This is a genomic window from Nocardia sp. NPDC049220 (assembly GCF_040647855.1).
Classification (GTDB): Bacteria; Actinomycetota; Actinomycetes; order Mycobacteriales; family Mycobacteriaceae; genus Nocardia.
Genome location: NZ_JBEZDA010000008.1, coordinates 102,783 through 121,973, shown reverse-complemented (window position 1 = coordinate 121,973; position 19,191 = coordinate 102,783). Strand labels below are relative to the sequence as shown.

Here is a 19,191-nt window from a genome sequence, read left to right as displayed (position 1 = left end):
TTCATCGCCGAGCGAGTGTTTCGGCTCGACGACGGATCCGACCGCGAACAGAGAAACGGCGCGACCGCAGCGCCGCCGATCGCGATCGGTAGTGTGACCTGCGCACTGTCTGCCCGGGGGGACCATCTCGACCAGGTGGGTAGAAGGCCGCGCCTACCACATAGGAGCAAACCGGTCGTAGCCGCGAGATCGCCGTCGGGCACACGATGTCCTGATGAAAGCCCGACCTGAGCGCATTCCCGTCCACCCCACGATTCGATCGCCGTGGATGCACGTCGCTCAGGCCGCGGCGGCACTCGCGGCAGGCATGGGCGTCGGCCGCTTCGTCTACACCCCGATTCTGCCGCTCATGACTGCGCAGGCCGGGCTCAGCGCGGAAGCCGGCGCCAACGTGGCGACGGCCAACTACGTCGGATATCTCGTCGGCGCGTTGATCGGCATTCTGGCCCCTGGACTGGTCCGTTTTCCGGCCGCGAACCGGACCGCGCTCGTCCTGCTCGTCATCACTCTCGCGGGGATGCCGCTGACCCACAGCATCACGGTGTGGCTGCTCTTGCGGCTGTTGGCCGGAATCGCGAGCGCCATCGTGTTCGTCGTAGCCGTCAGTTCGCTGCTCAGTCACCTGCGCGACCATCCGATCCACCTGCCCGGCTGGGGCTTCAGCGGAGTCGGCGCCGGGATCGCGCTGTCCGGTGTGCTGGTACTGATCCTGCGCTCGGTGTCCGACTGGCGGGCGGCATGGTGGGCTGCTGCCATCCTGGCCGCAGTGCTCGCCGCGGGCGCGTGGACGTTGCGTCCAGAACTGCCGCCCACACCAGCCACCACCGCCACCAGCGTGCGAGCACCGAGAACGCGCCGCTGGTTCACCGCTCTGTTCGTGAGCTACACCCTGGAGGGCATCGGCTACATCATCGCCGGGACCTTCTTGGTCGCGGCGATCGACCAGACCGCACCCGGGTGGATCGGCAGCGGCGCCTGGGTACTGGTAGGCCTGGCGGCCGCGCCATCAGCGGTGCTGTGGGCGTGGCTGGGCCGCCGCTGGTCGCGCCCGGACCTCCTCCTGGTCGCGCTGGTCGTCCAAGCGGTCGGCATCGCGCTGCCAACCCTGGTCGACGGCGTCGCGGCAGCGCTCGTCGCGGCGTTCCTGTTCGGCGCCACCTTCCTCGGTATCAGCAGCATTGCGCTCGCCACGGGCACGCACCTGCGCTTCCCTCGTTCGGTGGCATTACTGACCGGTGGCTATTCCGCGGGACAGATCCTGGGACCGCTAGTCGTCACTCCGTTGCTGCACCACGGCTACCACCAGGCGCTCCTCCTCGGGGCGGTGGTCGTCGCCGTAGCGGCGCTCGGCGCGGGCGCGCTGCGCGTCGGGTTCCCGCATCACGCGCCGGACGAGCAACGCCTCCGCACGGCGGTCATGCCACATCCGACCTCCCAGCACACTGGCTCGATCGACTCCGATCACCTCATCCGGTCGTTACCCGCGCGGCGCTGACCGAAGTCCGTTCCACCCACCACAGCAGTCGACACACAAACAGCCGATCAACGGCCGAGGTGGCGGGCAGCGCGGCGGCGAATCCAGTTCCGCCGCTATCCGATCCATGGCGGCTGGGTAGGCCTCCGCAGCGGCCGGGTCCAGGTCCACGCGGGTCGGTTGCGATTCTGGCTGTCTCACGGTTCCCCTCGAAGTTCCCGCGTCGACCCTGGCGGTTGCCCTTGGCTGCTTGGACGTACCGAGGAGTTGTTCGGTCCCGCTCGAAGGAAAAACTCGCACAGCAAACGCGCACTCGACAAACTCCTGAACCATGAGGGGCAGCTCACCCGACGTACGAACCTGCCGGATGACGTTCTGACGCAATACCAACCAGGACACCAGATCACCGAGAAGCGTTTACCTCCAGCTCTACCGACCCGAACAGGTTCTCTGGGCCGATAGAATTTCAGATCGTATCCAAAACAGGTAAAGACGCATCGAAATACGCTCTCGTTTATTTGAATGAGGAATCCGAGGTTCTGTTCAAATCGGACGTAGGCGCCGCAGCCCGGACCACTGAGGCATTCTCTCTCCTCCGGACATTGCCATGATTGCCGACCTTCTCCACGACGGTGTCAGTTCTCCCTGATTCCGAGCAGGAGCTGACGGGTTCAGGCCCCACCGATCACAGTTTTGGAGCAATGGACTGGAGTTTCCATGTCATTCGTGCGTGGGTTCACGGCAATGGATACTTACCTACCCGGCTGAGGCGCATTCCCGCCGCGATTACCGAGGCGTGGCAGTGGGCGGACATCCGATCCGACCGACCACCTCGCCCTGCTGGTGACAGGCTCGCTCGTGCGGAGTTCGAGTAGGGAGGGTCTGCCGAACATTCGAGCAGGCCGCGACAAGGGCCGCGTTTCCACAGGTGCGAATGTTCGAAAACCGTTCGTTTCAGGTAGCGTCCCACCCAGTTGTCGAACACGTTTTCCGAACGTTCGGAGGGGTTGGAATGGCGTTGGTGGGCCTCGTCCGCGTCAGCACCAGCAAACAGGAGACCCGCCGCCAGCACAACGACCTCGATCCGATCTGCGTGAAGGTGTTCGAAGAGAAGATCAGCGGCAACCTCGAGCTCATCGACCGGCCCGTCGCGCAGACCGCACTGGACTACAGGCGCCCCGCTGACCTGCTCACAGTCCAGGAAGCCGACCGGCTCGGCCGCAACCTCCTCGAAGGCCTGATCGTGCTCAACGATCTATTCCAACAAAACTTCTCGCTGAAGATCCTGCCCGGCATCGCCGCCGGCGAGCACCCCGAGCGCAGTCCGATCCTCGACCTGGCGCTCACCCTGGCCGAGGACCGTCGCCGCGACATCATCCGCAAAACCCGCGACGGGTTGGCATCCGCCGCGGGACATGGCCGCACTGGAGGCCACTCCCGCGTCGTCGACGACGACAAACGCCGCGCGATCCTGACCAGCCGAGCCGCAGGCCAATCACTGCGTGAAACCGCCACCGCCACCGGCGCCGGCGTCGTCCATGGCCAAATAAAGGCCGCCGCAGCTGGTGTCGACGAACCCGGAACGGGCGTTTTGCGCGGCAAGGGCGCGGCACGGTGAGAGTTGTGGTCGGCGAACTGGACGCGGCGTGGCGGTCTGTGCGCGATGTGCTCGGCACGGCGGCCAGGGACTACGGCGCCGCGGTCGCCGCGGTGCCCGAGCACGTCGCCCGCGGCGTCACCGAGACCGTTGCCCGGGCCATGGACTCCGATGCGGCAAACGTACCGACGCTACGGACCGCGTTCTCCGACCTGTCCGGCGGTATCTCCACCACCGCAACGTCTTCCACCTACGTAGCCGGCCGCGATCTGATCGACGCAGTGGACTACAGCGCGCTGCGGCGGACGGGAGGAACCACGTCCTTAGGAAACAATCCGAGGTTCGAAGATATCCAACGGCTGCAAGGATTCAACGGCCCTCACACCATCACCACAGCGCACGAGGTCGACGCAGTCGTCACCGAGCGCAGGCCAGCGCTGTTCCGCGGGTTCGAGGAGGATCGCTACCTCGAGGCTTTCGTCGCCGGCCCGGTGCGACCCGGCGGCGGTCCCACCGGATCCGGAACCTATGCCACGCCACTGGAGCATGTCGCACTCCGCTACACCGATCCCACCCACAAACAAGACCTCGCTACCCGGCAGGCCCGGGTGCTGCGGATGGCACTACGACCCGAGGCCAAGATCACCACTCTGCGCACACTCGAGTCCGAACGTAGCCGCACCCTGGCACAAGTCGCCCGTGAACTACGGGCCCTGCGCGATATAGCGCACCCCACCATCGAGGAAACGGCTCGCCGCAACGCGCTGATGGACAAGGAGTTGACGTTGGCCGACATCGGCCAATACGGTGCCCTGCGCGGCTGGGACGCCATCGACGGATCCGACACCTTCTCGAACAAGGAGTGGAACATACTCAACCCGACCGCCCTATTGATCCAACGCTGAGCACCCACCGCCGAGTACGCCGGTGTGTCGGGACCGACTCGCTGGACAACACGCCAGTCGCAGGAATGCCAGTACCGGCCATCACTGACGTTCTCGAGCGCACCCACAGATCTCCCGAGTGTGTGGCGTGGCTTCGGCGAGGGTGTGTCGGCCGTCGAGTGTGCCAGAACTCGGGCGCATCCGATGGCGCGGCGGGCGGTCACGCCGTCGCGCAGGCCCGGGCGGGTGAGTTCAACGACGTCGTCGACCAGACCATCGGCGACCATTCGTCGTGTGCGTGTCGCGATCCGCGCGTCCGCCGTGTCGGTTGCGGGCGATGCCGATGATCATTGTGTCCCAGCGGGGTCCGCCGATTGTGGGGACGGCCGCGGCGTCACCTGGCGGCCCTATCGCGGGTCGTCGTCGGGTGGTCGCACGAGTTGCCGGTGGGGGCGGAGGGTTGTAACGGGCCGATGCGCGGCAGGCCTATGTCGATGCCGACGGGTGCAGTGGTGGGGGTGGTGCCGTGTTCGTGGGCGTCCCCGGCGCGGGTGCGGCGGTGACCGAGGATGGGTGCGTCGGCGAGCAGGTGATGGGGCGCGGCGTCGGTAACACGCACGATGACGAAATCGCCGGGACGTATCGGGTCGGCCGGGTCGGGCCGGAAGTGCGCGAGTCGTCCGTCGCGGGCGCGGCCGCTGCGGCGGGCCGTGGCCGTGTCCTTGCGGCCGGTGTCGGTGACCAGCAGTTCCACTTCGGTGCCGATCAGCGACCGGTTGCCTTCCAGCGAGATCTGTTCCTGCACTGCGACGAGTCGATCGAACCGTTCCCGTACGACGTCGCGGGGTATCTGGTCGGGCATGGTCGCGGCAGGGGTGCCGGGGCGGGGCGAGTATTGGAAGGTGAACGCGCTGGCGAATCGGGCCTGTTCGACGACGTCGAGGGTGTCGGCGAAGTCCTCGTCGGTTTCGCCGGGGAAGCCGACGATGATGTCGGTGGTGATCGCGGCGTCCGGCATCGCCGCGCGGACCTTGTCGATGATGGCGAGGTAGCGGGTCCTGCGGTAGGAGCGGCGCATCGCCGCGAGGACCCGGTCGGATCCCGATTGCAGCGGCATGTGCAGGTGTGGGCACACAGCGGGGGTGTCGGCCATCGCCTCGATCACGTCATCGGTGAACTCCGCCGGGTGTGGTGAGGTGAACCGGACCCGCTCCAAACCCCCGATCCCCCCGCACGCGCGCAGCAATTTCGCGAATGCGCTGCGGTCGCGCGGTGCGGCGGGGTCGGCGAAGTTCACCCCGTAAGAGTTGACGTTCTGCCCCAACAAAGTGACTTCGAGCACGCCTTGGTCGACCAGCGCCCGCACTTCGCCGAGCACGTCGCCGGGGCGGCGATCGATCTCCTTGCCGCGCAGGGCGGGGACGATGCAGAAGGTGCAGGTGTTGTTGCAGCCGACCGAGATCGACACCCACCCCGAATACGCCGACTCGCGTTTGGCGGGCAGTGTGGACGGAAACGCCTCCAGCGACTCGGCGATCTCGACTTGGGCCTGCTGGTTGTGGCGGGCGCGTTCCAGCAGCGCCGGCAGCGACCCGATATTGTGGGTGCCGAACACGACATCCACCCACGGCGCCTTCCGCGTGACGATGTCGCGGTCCTTTTGCGCCAGGCACCCGCCGACCGCGATCTGCATGCCCGGACGATCCGCTTTGATCGGGGCGAGGTGCCCGAGCGAGCCGTAGAGTTTGTTGTCGGCGTTCTCCCGCACCGCGCATGTGTTGAACACCACCACATCCGCGACCCGCCCCGCATCGACCGGGACATACCCGGCGCCCTCGAGCATCCCCGCCATGCGTTCGGAGTCGTGCACATTCATTTGACACCCGAACGTGCGCACCTCGTACGTGCGCGCATGGACGTGCGTGTCGTCTGCGTGTTCGGTATCGGTCATGGTCAGTCCTCCACCACTCTGCGCGATCGGGTCAGCAATCTCCCCCCGGTTCGAGTCAGCGTGTCGTACACGACGCTGCTGTGGGCGATCTCCGGCTTCGCGTCGGAACGGATCTTGATCTCGAGCAGGTACGCGGTCGACTCGATTACACCCCGGCCGCGGGGCGTCGGGTCGATCATCGACAGCCAGTGCCGGCGCTGGACCGGCTCCCCGGCACCGCGGTCCCACCGTCGCAGCGCTTCCGCGATCGCCGCCCGACCGACCACGACACCGGGACCTGGAACGTGTTCGAACGTCGCGTCCTCGGTGAACGTCAAAGCGTGGGCGTCGATGTCGTGGGTGTCGAGCAGTCGCATCTGCCGCACATAGAACTCGCGCACCTCGACCGACAGCGTCGGGCGGGAACCCGATGGTCGCATCGCGGAAAGGAAACGGCCCGCCAGTCCTGTCACCGATAGTCCCGTCATCCGGTCACCACCTTCAGGTGTCGTAGGCCGGACAACACGGTGTTGGCCTGCCGTTGCGGCAGGTGATCGGCCCCCACCGCGAGGCCCGGCAGGCGGTGCACGAGAGTCCCGACGGCGATTTCGCATTCGAGGCGGGCCAAGGGGGCGCCGAGGCAGTGATGGATTCCCCCGCCGAACCCGATCGCCGCGGTGGTGTCGCGGGTGATGTCGAACCGGTCCGGGTCGACGAACACGGCCGGGTCCCGGTTGGCCGCGCCCACGAACCCGATCACCGGTTGCCCCGCCCGGATCAGCGTATCGCCCACCGCGACGTCGTCGGTGGGTTTGCGGGCCGCCGCAGACTGCACCGACCCGTTGAACCGCACGCTTTCGTTCACCGCGCCCGCGATCAGCTCCGGACGCGCCCGCAGCAACGCCAACTGGTCGGGGCGGGCCAACAGATCACCGACCATGTTGCCGATCTGAGCGACGGTCGTGCCGTGGGCGGCGAACACGACCTGCACACACAACACCGACAGTTCCTCGCGAGTCACCCGACCGGCCTCATGCGCCGCAATCAACACACTCAGCAGACCCGGCCGCGCCGGATCGTGACCGGCGATGACGGTGTCGAAATACCTCAGCAATTCTGCGGCGGCCGCGCCCGCCTGCGCCATCATCTCGGACTGTTTGCGCAGATCGAACCCATTCCCGAACCCGGCGATCCACCCCGGCAACCGCGAATCGACCTCGGCTTCGGCCACCCCGAGCACCGCGCAGATCACCGCCATCGACACCGGTGCGGCATAATCGTCGATCACGTCGAAATCCGACAGCCCTCCGAGGGTGTCGATCAACCGGTCCGCGGCCTCGACCGCCACAGCCCGATACGACTCCGCCGCTATCGGTGTGAACGCAGGCGCCAGCACCGACCGCAGCCGCCGATGATCGGGCGGGTCGGTCGACAACAACAATCGCCCCGACAACTCCACAAAACCACGGTGCTCCTCGGGAACCCGCACGTCAGGCTTCCGCGTGCCTGGTGCCTGCCTGCGCCGGAAACGGCGATCCCTGAGCACCGACAAAACGTGATCGTGCCGGAACAGATACCAACACCCCGAACCACCGGGCGAATAGGGCAACCCCCAATGAACCGGATCTTGTCGACGATATCTCGCATACACCTTGTACGGATCGTCCAACAGACCCTCGTCGTGCGGATCGAACCGCAGCAACGACTCCGAAAACCTCGAGCCCACCATGCATGCGACCCAATCGCCCACCGTAGAAACTCGAAAGCGGAGCTTCCAAAAACTCCTTTTCAGGGAGGTTGGAAACTCCGCTTTCCTTGCTCGAAGCCTGAACCCATGCCCCCTTTTGAGGGGGGTACGAAATCTGTCACTTCGTTCCAGGGCCCCTCCGTCTCCGGCGAGGCGAGCTGTTAGACATCACTTTAACCTCACTTTTCGCTCGGCGCAATACCGAACGACACATCGAACATCGATTCATCACCGAACGACTCGTCGAACACCGAATCATTCGAAAACGGCGTATAACGCCAGGTGACCCTCCAGATGCCCGAGGTCCGCGACCGATCGCACTCGATGACATCCGGCCCCGCCCCCGCCGGACAGCAGCCTCATGGGTTGCCCGGGCCGTAGTCGCTGAGGTTCTGCGAGCCGACTTGGATGCTCGGCGTATGCAGCGGCATGGTCAAACGGATCTATGACCGGTTGATCGATGAGCAGGGCATGACGGGCATCGCGTATCAGACGCTGCGTTGACTATGTCGCTCATCGCAAGCCCAGGATCAGGGTCGAGGCCGGCCGGGCCGGCACAGGTGTTCATCCGGCAAAACCATAAGCCAGGTGAGGAAGTCGAGGTCGACCTCGGTGATGTGACGATCCGGCCGCGCGGCGAGCTGGTCAAGGTGTATTTGTTCGCGCTGCGGATGTCGTTCTCGGGCAGGTCGGTTCACCGCTGCTGTCTCTCTGACTCGACCGGCGCGGCGCCGAACTACTGCTGCAGGTCTTGGCCGAACGGCAGGAGATGAACTCCATCGCGATCGCCTCCAACGAGTCGTTGTCCGGCTGGACCAAAACCTTCACCGACGCCCACCTCTGCTCGGCGATCGTCGACCGGTTCACCTTCGGCGGTCACATCATCGAAACCGGCACCTACTCCTCGCACCGCCCAAGCCAAGCCGCCCCCGGGTGTCGCGCCATCGACCCGTTCGACGCGTCCGGACGAGGCGAGCACCGCGACCCCGATGAAACTTGGTGCACGCCACGGGATACCGCCGGAGTCCGCGCGCCGGCGCGGCGAATCTGTCGGTCGCCTCGCGTAGCTTCGACGCGAATCGACCGAACAGGTGAGGGAGTGCGATGGTCCGCAACGGGGGTGATCTTGCGTGGGAACGAGCATCCGTGGTGCCGGTGGTGGCAGGTGTCGCGCCGCGCAAGCTGGCAAAGGTGCCGTTCGTGGAATTGGCCGACGGCAGACTTCAGGGCGTGGTATCCAGCGGCTCGGATATCGCCCGGGTCTATGTGTCGTCGGTGACGGCGCGGACACACGGGCTCAGCTGCAGTACGAACAACAATCGACCGTGCGGCGGGTTGTCCGCGCGCGATTACGGTGGGAACATCACCCCCTGCAAGCACATCGACGCGCTGATGTCCGAGGCGATGCTGCAATACGGGTCCGAACGCGTTCTGCGCTATCTGGAAGCCGAAGTCGCCGAGGATAATTCGATGCGATTGAGCACGCAGAGCACGCTCGAGCCCACCCCTGCGGCGGTGGTGTTCAGCAGGTTCCTCCGGCATCTGGCCTACCTGGAACTGCCCGACACCGCCTTCGCGATCCCGGAGTTGCAGTGGTTCCCCGCGGTAGGAGGCCGCTGATGCTCGGCGTACAGCTCGCACAACTCCTCGACGCGCCGCCGTCCGGCGTGTCCGCGGCCATCGAGGTGGTCGCCGCATTCGACGACGCGCTCGTGCCCGGCCTCGCCCGGCTCGGTCCGGAGCAGACCGCCGCATGCACCGCGTTGAGCGATGCACTCGGCGGCTCGCCACTGGCGGCGCCGATGGCCGACGCGGTCGCGAAGCTCAGTGCCGGCGCGATCGGACCGGACGAGCTCGCGGCACTCGCCGGTGGCCGCGCCGCCCTGCTCGGCGCGGTCCACGATGCGCTGCTCGACGCATTCGACACCGCGCTGAGTCGTACCAGGAATGCCTGGAGTCAGGGCGTTTCCACACCCGAACCGGCGGCGAACGTCGCCGTAGCCTGCCGGTCGTGGCTGCAAGAGCTCGCCATCACCGGGTGGCACGGTGTCGATCACGAACTCGTCTCCGCGGTCGACCAGACGGTGGAAGCGCTGCTGGCTGATCCCGGTTCCCGCAGGCTTGCGTTTCTCCTGGACGGACTGGCAGGCGAACTACGGGCATGCTGCCCGGTCGCGACCATGGACCGGCTGCCCGTCCGCCGGTGGGCCGACCTGTGGAGTCGCGCGCTGCTGCTGTCCTGGCACGGCGCGGATCCCCCTGCTTACCCCGCGGTTTCGGGTCGTCTGCTGCCCCTGGTCGTCGATGTGCACGAGCACGGGACGGCGGTGCAGGTCCAAGTGCACGCCATGCTGGAGAATGCCGACGGCACCGTCCATCGGGTGCGAGTGAGCGTCGCGGCGGCGAAGGTGGACACGATCGTCGGCCCTGCCGTGTGGCAGTTGTTCGGCGCGCATCCGCGGCTGATGACCGCACTGGCGGAGCGACGCTATCTGGACCTCGCGCAGATGTCGCTGGCCCCGAGCGGTGACCTGGTCTGGCGAGACGACCACGCCGACGTCGGCGAACCCGCCGATCCGTTCGCCACCGCCCACGTCCGGTTGGCCGACGCGGTGGCACCGGCGGTGCCGCCCCTGAACCGCGATCCGGTCCATATCGCCGAACCGGTATTGATCGAGAATTACCGGATCACCGGCGACACACTGGAACTCGAGGACAACAGCGTCGCGCTCGAGCTGGACCGACTGCCCCGTTGCGGACCGCTCACTCCTGCGATGGTCACGTCCTCGACAGCATGCCTCGGCCTGATCCGCTGGGACGCGGGTCGCTGGAGCCTGCGTCCCCTCGCGGTACGGGCGAAATCGAAGGGGAAGATCGTCATGGTGCACGGCGGCGACTGGGCCTGCGGGCCGACCGACCCGAAAGTGGTCAAGGCACAGATGAAATCGGGTGACGCGTTGGCCGTGTTGCGCGAGCGGGCGGGACGGTTGCTTCGCGCATGACCGAGTCCGAGGAAACGCACCGCCAGATCCTCTACTGGCGCCTACTGTCGCAGCTGTTCGACAACGAAGCGCAGCCAACGCTGGAATCGGCGAGTGTCGCCATCGTCGAGGATCTGAACCTACCGCCCGCTCTGCTCGATCCCAAAGTGTCCGTCGACACCGTGGTCCAGCGGTTCCCTGACCTGGCCGCGGCCTTCGCCGGGCTCGCCGCGCGACAAACCTCCGATACCGAGGATCCGCGAGGTCGGGTACACAACGCCGCGTTGATGTCCAAGTTATTGCTCAACGTCTTCGCGTCCGGAGCCGACAACGTCTCCGCGACCCAACTCGCACACTGGCAGAGCGATGCGGGCTGGTTGCGCCGAGGGCTCGGCGACGAGCAGGCGGCCGCGACCAACGGGGTCCTCGCCGATCTGGAGGCGGATCTGGTCGCACGGATGCGGCTACGCGAAGTGCTCGCCGACCCGGCGCTGGCCAAGCAGCTCACGCCGAGTATGTCGCTAATCGAGCAACTGTTGCGGGACAAAGCCAACCTGTCCGGCGCCGCGCTGGCCAACGCCAAGAATTTGATCCGACGGTTCGTCGACCAGGTGGCCGAGGTGCTGCGCACCCAGGTGCAGCAGGCACGCACGGGCACGATCGACCGGTCGGTGCCGCCGAAACGAATCCTGCGCAACCTCGATGTGGACCGCACGATCTGGAAGAACCTGACCAACTGGAACCCTGACGACGAGCGGCTCTATGTGGATCGCCTGTTCTACCGGCACACCACCGCGCGGACGGCACCTGCCAGGATGATCGTGGTTGTCGACCAATCCGGTTCGATGGTCGACTCCATGGTGAACTGCACCATCCTCGCGTCGATCTTCGCCGGACTACCGAAGGTCGATGTCCACCTGATCGCCTACGACACCCGCGCACTCGACCTGACGCCGTGGGTACACGACCCGTTCGAGGTGCTGTTGCGTACCGAACTGGGTGGCGGCAACGACGGCCCGGTCGCCATGGCCATGGCACAGCCGAAGATTGCCGACCCGAACAATACTGTGCTGGTCTGGATTTCGGATTTCTACGAGTTCGAATGCTCGCAGCCCCTGTTCGAAGCCATGACGGCGGTGCACCGTTCCGGCGTCGAACTCATCCCGGTGGGCTCGGTGAACAGCTCCGGCCATCAGGACGTGAACCCATGGTTTCGCGAGCGCTTCAAAACTTTGGGCACACCCGTGATCTCGGGCCACATCCACAAGCTCGTGTTCGAGCTCAAACGCTTTCTCGACTGAGGAGAATCCCATGACAGACGACCTGTTGCGCGCCCCCGCCGAAGTCAAGTTCGCTGAGGAACTCGACTGGCTCGAGTCGATCGATGATGGTGCCAAGCCGTTCTCCTGGCGGTTGAGCCCGAAGATGGTACGGCTGTTCATCCTCGGCTCCGAACGCGCCGACGACCTCGACCGGCAGATCGACCAGAAGTGGTTCGGCGACCGCAGTTTCGTCGAACGCAGCATCGTCACCCTGGCCTCCGATCGTGGCCTGCTGCTCATCGGCGATCCCGGCACCGGCAAGAGCTGGCTTGCCGAGTTGCTCTCGGCGGCCATCAGCCGGAACTCGACCCTCGTGGTGCAGGGCACGGCGGGCACGACCGAGGACCACATCAAGTACTCGTGGAACATCTCCATGGTCATCGCGAAGGGACAGTCCAGGGAGTCGATGATCCCCTCCCCCATCATGACCGCCATGGAACAGGGTGTGATCGGACGGTTCGAGGAGCTCACCAGGTCGACCAGCGACGTGCAGGACGCGCTGATCTCCATCCTGTCCGAGAAATACGTCTCCATCCCGGAGCTCGACGACGACAACATCGTGTTCGCGCAGCCGGGCTTTTCCATCATCGCCACCGCCAACAGCCGTGACCGAGGCGTGAACGATCTGTCCTCGGCGCTCAAACGCCGGTTCAACTTCGTCCGCATCCCGGTCGTGACCAACAAGCGCAGCGAAGCGGAGATCGTGCGATTCCGGACGGCGGAGCTGTTGCGCAGGCACCGGATCGAACTCGACGTGCCGCCGACCCTGCTGGACATCCTGCTGGAGAGTTTCGCCGATCTGCGCACCGCCGCGGCCGCGGCCACCAGCGACGACGAGAAGTTGGAATCGGCGCTGTCCACCGCGGAGCAGATCGGCGTGCTCGAGGACGCGATCTTGCACAGCCAGTTCTTCGGCGACCGCACGCTGCGCGCGCAGACTCTCGCCGGATCGCTGGTCGGCTCCTTGGCCCGGCGCGCGCCCGAGGACCTGGCAATCCTGAACAAGTTCTGGCACGGCGTCATCGAGCCGCGCAGCAAGAAGACGGGCGGCGAGTGGTCGCCGTTCCTGGAAGGTGGTCGCGAGGCCATCGCGAGGCTGTCGTGACCTTCGACGCGCTGCGTGAGCAGCTGGCCGTGGCCGCCACCGCTTTCGCCGATGAACCAGGCTCGGCGCGGGAGATTCTCACGGGCATGGTCGATGATGTCGACCGAGCGCTGCGCGAAGAGCTGGAGATTTTCCCGGTCTGCCATCATTCCCCGGCCTCGGCGCTGGCGATGGTACGCAGGTTGCGCGACATGCGTCCCACCGTTATCTACCTGGAGCTGTGCGAGGATCTGCGGCCGCTGCTCGATGAGCTGCGTAATTGCCGGCTCCCGGTCGCGCTGCAGGCATTCGCGGGCGAAGTCCACGGTTTCCCGGCGGAATGGGCACCGCTGTCGGTGATCGCCCCGATCACCGAGGCGTCCGCCGAGTACCAGGCGATCGCGTACGCGCTCGACAACCCCGGTGTCGAACTGGTGCTGGTAGACCGCTCGGCCGACCACGTGTTCCAGTGGACACCGCCCGACCACCAGGACGCGCACATGGAGGCCGACACGACCAACGACGGCGACGCCTTACACGGTGACGCCGTCGGCATCGACATCGGTGACTTGCGACCACATTTCGCCGAACTGGAACAGCACCTGCTGCATCACGGCAAGGTGCGGCACTGGTCGGAGTGGTGGGATCAATACGTCGAACAGCCGCTGACGAACGCCGACTACGACAGCTATCGCCAAGTGATGGTCATGATCGGCAGTCTGTTCCGCCGTCTGCGTCGCACCGACGCCGACCGTGACGAGGACCGCGAGCGGTATATGTGGACCCGGATCCGCGAACACCTCGCCGCGACCGGCGCCGACCCGTCCCGATGTCTCTACGTGTGCGGCGCCTTCCACGCGGCGAGCCGGGTCGAGCAATTCGGCCTCACTTCCGACGCGGCGCCCTACGAGATCACGCCGCGGTCGGTGACCACATGGCAGTACGGGTTGATCCCGTCCAGCCACTCGGCGATCGAAGCACAGTTCGGGCTGGCCTCCGGTTCGGTCTCGATCGCCGCGTTGACCTGGTCGAAAGGGCTGCGCCGCAACAGAACTAAGCCGTTCCGGTTGAAGGGCCAGCAGGGAGCACAGACCGAAAGCGGACAGCGCGGCACGCCAACAATGGTGGCGACACCTGTTGCGGATCGACTGTCCGGCTTCTTGTCCCGGCCGCCGGCGCTGGACGATGTGGACGAGGCCGAGCTCCTGGAATGGTCGGTCGACATCGTCCGCCTCGCCCGCCGCAATGGATACCTGGCCAGCACCGCCGATGCGATCGCGGTGTTCGAAACCGCCATCCTGCTCGCGAGCCTGCGTGATCGGGCCCGACCGACCCCGTACGACTTCCAGGATGCCGCGGTCACCTGCCTCGAGAAGGATCATGTGCCAGGCCGGCGAGACGTGCGCAGGCTGTGCGAGATCATGCTCGGCGGCGACCGGATCGGCCAGGTCGGCTATGCGGCACTGCCGCCCTTGGCCAGGGACGTGCTCGATCGGCTGGCACCGCTCGCGCTCGACCCGACCAAGCGCACCGTCCAACGCGCGTTGCTCGATCTGCGGGCCGCGCGGCAGCTGCGGCCGGTTTCGGATCTGTTGTGGATTCTTCGGCAGTTGCTGCCGCCCGAGGCGGTGCGCCCGATCATGGGCACACGCTCGCTCGGTGACCGGCCCATCCAGGAGAGTTGGGATCTGGCGCTCGGCAAGCATCAGCGCGCGCTCGTCCAGCTCGGCTACGAAGGTGTCAGCGTCGAGCAGGTGTACGAGCGGCGGCTGCGCGCCACGGTCGCCGCGCCGGAGGCGACGGCCGCCGACGCACTGGTCGCTGTCGAGGAGGCACTGCTGTACCTCGGCGGGCAGCGGCTGGCGAACGACCTCGGCAACCGGGCCGTCACTCTGCTCGCCGCCGAGCGCACGGTCGATGACGCGCCGGAGGTGCTGCGTCGAATTCGGCGCCTGCTCGGCCATCTCCGGACCGTCGATGCCGCACTGCCGGAATGGTGCGAGCGCTTCGTCACGGCAGGGTACGCGCATTACTGCACCTTGCTGCCGACGGCGTTCAGCGACGAGGAAACGGGTGTCCGTCAGGTCGCGGCCATGCTCGGTTTCCTGTTCGGCATGGAAAATCTCGCGCTGTCGCTCGGCTGCGACCACACGCAGCTGGAGTTGGCGGTACGGCAATCGCATCCGGAGGCTCCCGCCAAAGTAGCGCTACTGTGGGCCACGCGCTGCCAGCTCGGCATGCTCGCACTGCCCGAATTGCGCGACCGCTGCGCGGAAATGTTCACCAATCCTCTTGTGGTACCGGCCCTTCCCCAGTATCTCAGTGGGTTCCTGCACGCGCTGGAGCCCGCACCGACACTGAAGCCGTTCGTCGTGGAGGTGCTGTCGAAGGCCTTCGGTAGCCTGCCCGACGCGGTGCTGTTGCCGTGGCTGCCCACGCTCATCACCACACTGCGCGACCAGGCCGACGACCTGGTGCCCACACTGGTCCGCGAAGCGGGCCGAACATTTCCCGCCACCCTCGCCGCCATCGACAACTGGACGCCACCTTGGACGGCCCAACCGACGCCCCCAGCCGCGTCGAAACCAGCGCCCACCGGTGGCGCGGAGAATGCGCTCCTGCGCGCACATCCGGCGACCTGCGACGCGCTGGCCGCGCTGCTGGGTTACGAGGCAGGTCGACGCCCGCCTGCTTCGGCCGCCGACCCTGAACTCACCGCCTTGCTCGACAGGTTCCCGGGCACGGTCGAAGCGCTCGCGACTCAGCCCTGGGCGGCTGGCTGAACCGGTCGATCTGCCACAGGGTCTGCGGAGATCGACGCCCCGGTTCGCGATCGGAAGCCCACCGCCCAGGACGGGTCCGATGGGTCACCTCGATTCGGGCATCCATTCGCCCAGGTCATATGCCGTCCGTTGGTGGCTCGTTCCGCTAATCTTCGCTATGTTGCAGACGAGATTCACCGAGATGTTCGGGCTTGCCCATCCGGTGATGTCGGCCCCGATGGCCCTGCACAGCGGCGGTACCCTCGCTGCCGCGGTCTCCGCCGCCGGGGGGCTGGGATGCTTCGGCGGCACGCATCCCTGGAAGGGATCCAACTGGATCCGGGCGGAGATCGCGACCATCCGTGCCACGACGGACCGGCCGTTCGCCGTCGGCTTTATCACGCCGTTCCTCCCGTTCACCGAGTCGCTGTTCGACGCCACGCTGGCGGAGCGGCCAGACGTCGTCGCGTTGTCGTTCGCCGATCCCCAGCCATGGCTCGGTCGCGCCAAGGAAGCGGGAGCCCGGGTGATGTGCCAGGTCCAGAACTACGAGGACGCCGAGGCGGCGGTTGCCGCAGGGGCCGATGTCCTCGTGGCGCAAGGAAACGAGGCCGGCGGTCACACCGGGGCAATGGGGGTGCTGCCGTTCCTCGCCGGAATCGTGCGGAGGTACCCCGATGTCCCAGTGCTGGCCGCAGGCGGCATCGGCGACGGACGAACGCTCGCAGCCGTCCTGACCGCCGGTGCGGACGGTGCCTTGCTGGGCACGACATTCCTCGCCACACCTGAGGCGGTTGAGGTTCACGACCTACACAAGCGCCTGATCGTCGCGAGCGACGGCAGCGACACCGTGTGGACCCGAGCCTTCGACATCGTGTCAGGGCTGCCCTGGCCGAACACGATCGCCGAACGCGTCCGCCGCAACCGGTTCACCGACGAGTGGTCGGAGCGCGAATCAACGCTGCGCGACCGTGCGGAGGAATTCAGACCCGCCGAAGGCACCAGCCCAGTCGGCGCACCGCCCGACCCCGACACGGGCGAGATCATCTACGGCCAGTCGGCGTCCTTCGTCGACGACGTACGCCCGGCCGCCGAGGTGGTCCGTGCGATCAGCGCCGAGGCCGAGGCGATCCTGGACACGCGGCCACGATCGCTGCTCGGCCGACCGGCAAGCTGATCGGCGTGGCCGCGGAACTACTATCCACCTGACCAACCGATGGCGACGGCGTCGAAGCGCGGCCTGGTCATACACCGCGGCTCACAGAGTGAGCGATCGCGGGGGACGTTCGGGGTCCAGGAAGCCTCACACAAATAAGTACCCGTCCACGATCGACGCCGTGCTCACCCGCTCATTTGCTGCATCGGCGTATGACATCGGTGGCGATGATTTCACCATCGTGGCCCCGTGCGAGGCCGACGCCTGCACAGCCATTTTCGGCCCGCACTCATGTGCCGAGAACACGATCGCGCCAGCGACCACAGCGTTTCACCACGGAATTGGGTTCCATGGACGAGCTTCCGACATTGCGCTGCGAGGGCCGCTGGATCGGCATCGCAGAATTCCGAGTCGACCGAGAACTTTCGGTCTGCCCGTCGCCATGGTGACAGCTGACCGAGTCTGGCCGCTCTGCGGGTGTGCTCCTCGAGCCAGGCGTGACCCTAATTTCATCATACGAATTCACGAACGTGAGGTCTCATGACGAGCCGGCGAATGTCACCAACGCTGGGAATATTACATATCAAGCATCTATTCCCGGATTGGTAGCATTCGCTACGACGACAGGAGCGGACTATCGAAAATACAAGTCGCAATATACCGAGCTCGACGAGCCGCGGGCGTTTCGGTGTCGATTAACCGCAGCCCAACACTTCCGATCCGATGGCGACCGAAAACCGTGATGGCGCACAAGGAGTGCATGTGACCGGGCATATGTCCTCGTCAGAATTCCGAAAGATCGGCCATGAGCTCATCGAGTGGGTGGCCAACTATTGGGAAAATATTCAAGATCATCCCGTCCTGTCCACCATCGAGCCCGGCGACGTCGCCGAACGCCTTCCGGTGAGCATCCCAGAGAAGGGCGACGGCCTGGGTTCGCTTGTCGCAGATCTCGATCAGATTATTATGCCCGGAGTTACCCACTGGCAACATCCATCGTTCTTCGGATATTTTCCCGCGAACACCTCTGGCCCCTCCGTGCTCGGCGATCTGGTGTCGGCCGGCCTCGGGGTACAAGGCATGCTTTGGACGACCAGTCCAGCATGCACGGAGCTGGAAACCGTCACTATCGAGTGGCTCGCGCAATTGCTCGACTTACCGGAACGCTTTCGAGCGAGCTCTACTGGCGGAGGAGTTATCGAGGACTCCGCTTCGTCCTCTTCTCTGATCGCCACGTTGGCTGCCTTGAACCGCGCCAGCGGCGGCACCTGGTGCCGCGACGGCCTGGCTGGCGCGGACTACGTCGTCTACGCTTCGACCCAGGCACATTCATCCGTGGAGAAAGCTGCTCGTATCGCGGGTCTAGGACTGATGGGCGTGCGATTGGTGCCCGCCGACGAGGTCGATCTGGCGATGGACGCTGATTTGCTGGCCAGCTGGATCGCCGAAGACAAGGCGGCGGGCCGAATTCCGGCGCTGGTCGTCGCGACGCTCGGGACGACGTCTACTACGGCGTTCGACCCGCTTCAGGAAATCGGACAAATATGTCAGCAGAATGGCATCTGGCTGCATGTCGATGCGGCCTATGCTGGGGCCGCTGCGATCTGTCCGGAATTTCGATGGATGCACGAAGGCATCGAATACGCCGATAGCTATTGTTTCAATCCACACAAACTATTACTCACTGGTTTCGACTGTAGCGCCTTCTGGGTCGCGGATCGCAGCTCTCTCATACAGACTTTGTCTGTGCTCCCGGAGTATCTGAGAAATTCCGCCAGTGAATCAGGTTCGGTCATCGACTACCGCGACTGGCAGATTCCGCTCGGCAGGAGATTTCGGGCGCTGAAATTATGGATGGTGTTGCGCTGGTACGGAGCGGAAGGTTTGCGAGAACATGTTCGCGCGACAATTCGGCTCGCAGAACAGTTCGACGATCTGGTTCGATCGGACGCCCGCTTCGAACGCGTCACTGCTCGCACATTGGGACTGGTGTGCTTCCGACTCAAAGCCGGCAATGAGATAAACAAAGACCTGCTCGAACGAGTCAACGCCGACGGGGCGGCGTTCCTGACCCACACAATGGTGGCGAAACTATATACGCTCAGATTCGCAGTGGGTTCGCCATTCACGAAATCATCGCACGTGTCCGCCGCGTGGTCACGTTTACAGAAATTTGCTACCGAGGTTCTGACGACCCGAGCGACGCGCCTCGACAACTAGGATAATCAAGTATCGTTCGCCGATATCGGCGCTG

General features: G+C 65.6%; 13 protein-coding genes and 2 pseudogenes. 11 read left to right on the top strand and 4 right to left on the bottom strand.

The features are described 5' to 3' along the window. The first annotated feature begins 214 nt into the window (after positions 1 to 214). The 3 genes from AB0C34_RS19305 (at position 215) to AB0C34_RS19295 (ending at position 3,976) form a co-directional block, all read left to right on the top strand. On the top strand, positions 215 to 1,495 hold the full coding sequence (locus AB0C34_RS19305) for a YbfB/YjiJ family MFS transporter (RefSeq protein ID WP_357074395.1): 1,281 nt from the start codon (positions 215 to 217) through the stop codon (positions 1,493 to 1,495). A 991-nt stretch (positions 1,496 to 2,486) separates the two neighbouring features. Then, the gene (locus AB0C34_RS19300; protein WP_357074392.1) at positions 2,487 to 3,092 is read left to right on the top strand and encodes a recombinase family protein; all 606 of its coding nucleotides are present in this window, start codon (positions 2,487 to 2,489) and stop codon (positions 3,090 to 3,092) included. After that, positions 3,089 to 3,976 carry a hypothetical protein gene (locus tag AB0C34_RS19295; protein ID WP_357074389.1) on the top strand — a complete coding sequence of 296 codons (888 nt, stop codon included), beginning with the start codon at positions 3,089 to 3,091 and terminating at the stop codon, positions 3,974 to 3,976. The genes AB0C34_RS19300 and AB0C34_RS19295 overlap by 4 nt, the downstream gene beginning before the upstream one ends. Before the next feature lie 161 nt (positions 3,977 to 4,137). Here AB0C34_RS19295 and AB0C34_RS19290 read toward each other — a convergent pair. The 4 genes and pseudogenes from AB0C34_RS19290 to AB0C34_RS19275 form a co-directional block, all read right to left on the bottom strand. After that, a pseudogene (locus AB0C34_RS19290) lies at positions 4,138 to 4,354 on the bottom strand (tRNA (adenosine(37)-N6)-dimethylallyltransferase MiaA); the annotation flags it as partial. Beyond that, the gene (gene miaB, locus AB0C34_RS19285) at positions 4,350 to 5,906 is read right to left on the bottom strand and encodes a tRNA (N6-isopentenyl adenosine(37)-C2)-methylthiotransferase MiaB (RefSeq protein ID WP_357074387.1); all 1,557 of its coding nucleotides are present in this window, start codon (positions 5,904 to 5,906) and stop codon (positions 4,350 to 4,352) included. The pseudogene AB0C34_RS19290 and the gene miaB, both read right to left, overlap by 5 nt. Before the next feature lie 2 nt (positions 5,907 to 5,908). Next, positions 5,909 to 6,373 (bottom strand): nuclear transport factor 2 family protein, encoded by a 465-nt coding sequence (locus AB0C34_RS19280; protein WP_357074384.1) that lies wholly within the window; start codon positions 6,371 to 6,373, stop codon positions 5,909 to 5,911. Next, positions 6,370 to 7,614, bottom strand: a complete 1,245-nt coding sequence (locus tag AB0C34_RS19275; protein WP_357074381.1) for a cytochrome P450 — start codon at positions 7,612 to 7,614, stop codon at positions 6,370 to 6,372. Before AB0C34_RS19275 ends, AB0C34_RS19280 begins: the two co-directional genes overlap by 4 nt. Before the next feature lie 727 nt (positions 7,615 to 8,341). On the opposite strand from AB0C34_RS19275, the pseudogene AB0C34_RS19270 reads away from it, so the two are divergent. The 8 genes and pseudogenes from AB0C34_RS19270 to AB0C34_RS19235 all read left to right on the top strand — a co-directional run. Beyond that, positions 8,342 to 8,545: pseudogene (locus AB0C34_RS19270) on the top strand (ATP-binding protein); the annotation flags it as partial. A gap of 191 nt (positions 8,546 to 8,736) precedes the next feature. Further along, positions 8,737 to 9,252 carry a hypothetical protein gene (locus tag AB0C34_RS19265; protein WP_357074378.1) on the top strand — a complete coding sequence of 172 codons (516 nt, stop codon included), beginning with the start codon at positions 8,737 to 8,739 and terminating at the stop codon, positions 9,250 to 9,252. Beyond that, a complete protein-coding gene (locus AB0C34_RS19260; RefSeq protein WP_357074375.1) occupies positions 9,252 to 10,634 on the top strand; it encodes a hypothetical protein in 1,383 nt (460 codons plus the stop codon). Before AB0C34_RS19265 ends, AB0C34_RS19260 begins: the two co-directional genes overlap by 1 nt. Next, positions 10,631 to 11,914 (top strand): VWA domain-containing protein, encoded by a 1,284-nt coding sequence (locus AB0C34_RS19255; RefSeq protein ID WP_357074372.1) that lies wholly within the window; start codon positions 10,631 to 10,633, stop codon positions 11,912 to 11,914. The genes AB0C34_RS19260 and AB0C34_RS19255 overlap by 4 nt, the downstream gene beginning before the upstream one ends. Before the next feature lie 10 nt (positions 11,915 to 11,924). Continuing rightward, a complete protein-coding gene (locus tag AB0C34_RS19250; protein WP_357074368.1) occupies positions 11,925 to 13,040 on the top strand; it encodes an AAA family ATPase in 1,116 nt (371 codons plus the stop codon). Beyond that, positions 13,037 to 15,802, top strand: coding sequence for a DUF5682 family protein (locus tag AB0C34_RS19245; RefSeq protein ID WP_357074365.1), 2,766 nt, complete (start codon positions 13,037 to 13,039; stop codon positions 15,800 to 15,802). The genes AB0C34_RS19250 and AB0C34_RS19245 overlap by 4 nt, the downstream gene beginning before the upstream one ends. 157 nt (positions 15,803 to 15,959) lie before the next feature. Further along, positions 15,960 to 16,958 (top strand): nitronate monooxygenase, encoded by a 999-nt coding sequence (locus AB0C34_RS19240; protein ID WP_357074361.1) that lies wholly within the window; start codon positions 15,960 to 15,962, stop codon positions 16,956 to 16,958. Between the two features lie 741 nt (positions 16,959 to 17,699). Continuing rightward, positions 17,700 to 19,157, top strand: a complete 1,458-nt coding sequence (locus AB0C34_RS19235) for a pyridoxal-dependent decarboxylase (protein ID WP_357074357.1) — start codon at positions 17,700 to 17,702, stop codon at positions 19,155 to 19,157. Positions 19,158 to 19,191: the final 34 nt, after the last annotated feature.

What these genes read in the sequence shown, in the direction of transcription:
- AB0C34_RS19305 (WP_357074395.1), top strand. Translation starts at nt 215, where the DNA reads ATGAAAGCCCGACCTGAGCGCATTCCCGTCCACCCCACGATTCGATCG.
- AB0C34_RS19300 (WP_357074392.1), top strand. Translation starts at nt 2,487, where the DNA reads ATGGCGTTGGTGGGCCTCGTCCGCGTCAGCACCAGCAAACAGGAGACC.
- miaB (WP_357074387.1), bottom strand. Translation starts at nt 5,906, where the DNA reads ATGACCGATACCGAACACGCAGACGACACGCACGTCCATGCGCGCACG.
- AB0C34_RS19280 (WP_357074384.1), bottom strand. Translation starts at nt 6,373, where the DNA reads ATGACGGGACTATCGGTGACAGGACTGGCGGGCCGTTTCCTTTCCGCG.
- AB0C34_RS19275 (WP_357074381.1), bottom strand. Translation starts at nt 7,614, where the DNA reads ATGGTGGGCTCGAGGTTTTCGGAGTCGTTGCTGCGGTTCGATCCGCAC.
- AB0C34_RS19265 (WP_357074378.1), top strand. Translation starts at nt 8,737, where the DNA reads ATGGTCCGCAACGGGGGTGATCTTGCGTGGGAACGAGCATCCGTGGTG.
- AB0C34_RS19260 (WP_357074375.1), top strand. Translation starts at nt 9,252, where the DNA reads ATGCTCGGCGTACAGCTCGCACAACTCCTCGACGCGCCGCCGTCCGGC.
- AB0C34_RS19255 (WP_357074372.1), top strand. Translation starts at nt 10,631, where the DNA reads ATGACCGAGTCCGAGGAAACGCACCGCCAGATCCTCTACTGGCGCCTA.
- AB0C34_RS19250 (WP_357074368.1), top strand. Translation starts at nt 11,925, where the DNA reads ATGACAGACGACCTGTTGCGCGCCCCCGCCGAAGTCAAGTTCGCTGAG.
- AB0C34_RS19240 (WP_357074361.1), top strand. Translation starts at nt 15,960, where the DNA reads ATGTTGCAGACGAGATTCACCGAGATGTTCGGGCTTGCCCATCCGGTG.